The 1,296-nt window shown below is 66.3% G+C and carries 1 protein-coding gene; it reads right to left on the bottom strand.

The genetic code is table 11. The features are described from left to right. Positions 1-33: 33 nt before the first annotated feature. Positions 34-1,226 (bottom strand): IS3 family transposase gene (locus FM105_RS14405; RefSeq protein ID WP_087009449.1). Its coding sequence is split into 2 segments (ribosomal slippage): positions 34-939 and positions 942-1,226, totalling 1,191 coding nucleotides; the frame shifts between segments, so codons are not numbered across the junction. Between the last annotated feature and the right edge of the window lie 70 nt (positions 1,227-1,296).

Genomic DNA, 1,296 nt, shown 5'->3' with positions numbered 1-1,296 from the left:
GGGACTGCTGCACGAATAGGTGACAGGTTGTAGTCACGCCGCCAGTGCGACGGTCGTGTTCATGATGGTCTCGAACTCGATGGGGGTCAAACGGCCCAGGCGGGCCTGGCGTCGGCGGCGGTGGTAGGTCCGTACGATCCAGGTGACGATGGCGATGCGCAACTGATCACGGGTGGTCCAGGAGCGGCGGTCGAGGACGTTCTTCTGCAGCAGCGCGAAGAAGCTTTCCATGGCGGCGTTGTCTCCGCTCGAGCCGACTCTGCCCATGCTTCCGACCATGCGATGACGGGTGAGCGCGCGCCGGAACTTCCGACTGCGAAATTGACTGCCCCTGTCGCTGTGGACCACGCAGCCGGCGACATCACGGCGCATCGCGACGGCGTTCTCGAGCGCCTGGACGGCCAAGCGGGACTTCATCCGCGAGTCGATGGAGTATCCGACGATGCGACCGGAGTAGGCGTCCTTGATCGCGCAGAGGTACAGCTTGCCCTCGGCGGTCTTGTGCTCGGTGATGTCCGTCAACCACAGTTCGTTCGGCGCATCGGCGGCGAAGACGTGCCGGGTCCGGCCGTGCTCATCGACGACCGCGCACAGGTCATCGTGAACCGGAGGGCCGGGCCGGCGGTGCTTGCCGCGCTTGGGTTTCCCGAACGCGCTGAACCAGCCGTTGCTGGACGCGATCCGCCACGCGGTGCGATCCGACATCGCCTCACCGGCATCGCGGGCCTCGTCGGCGAGGAGCCGGTGCCCGAACTCCGGGTCATCACGATGCGCGTCGAACAACGCGTTCGCGCGATACGCCTCCACCACCTCGCTCGTGGTGACGGGGTCAGCCAGCCACCGGTAGTAGGGCTGGCGGGAGAGCTTGAGCACCCGACACGTCACCGTCACAGGGATCCCTGCGGTGGCGAGCTCCGTCACGAGCGGGTAGAACCTTTTCCCGGCAGGTTCGCCTGCGACAGATACGCCGCCGCGCGGCGGAGCACCTCGTTCTCCTGCTCAAGGAGCCGGTTCCGCTTCCGCAGCTCACGGATCTCGGCAGCCTCGGTCCGGGTCTGGCCGGGCTTCGCGCCCTCGTCGATGTCGACGCGGCGCAGCCACTTCTGCAACGTCATCGGGTGGACTCCGAAGTCTTTCGCGATCTGCTCGATGGTCACGCCGGGCTCGCGGCTCCTCGCGACGCGCACAACATCTTCACGGAACTCGCTCGGGTAGGGCTTAGGCACAGCAACATCCTTCCAGGCCCACCGCTCGGGCAAGCCAGATCAGATGTCACCTATTCGTGCAGCAGTCCCC

The organism is Brevibacterium yomogidense (genome assembly GCF_900163715.1).
Lineage (GTDB): Bacteria > Actinomycetota > Actinomycetes > Actinomycetales > Brevibacteriaceae > Brevibacterium > Brevibacterium yomogidense_A.
The sequence above is the reverse complement of the archived record's forward strand: the minus strand, read 5'-3'. Positions and strand labels throughout refer to the sequence as shown.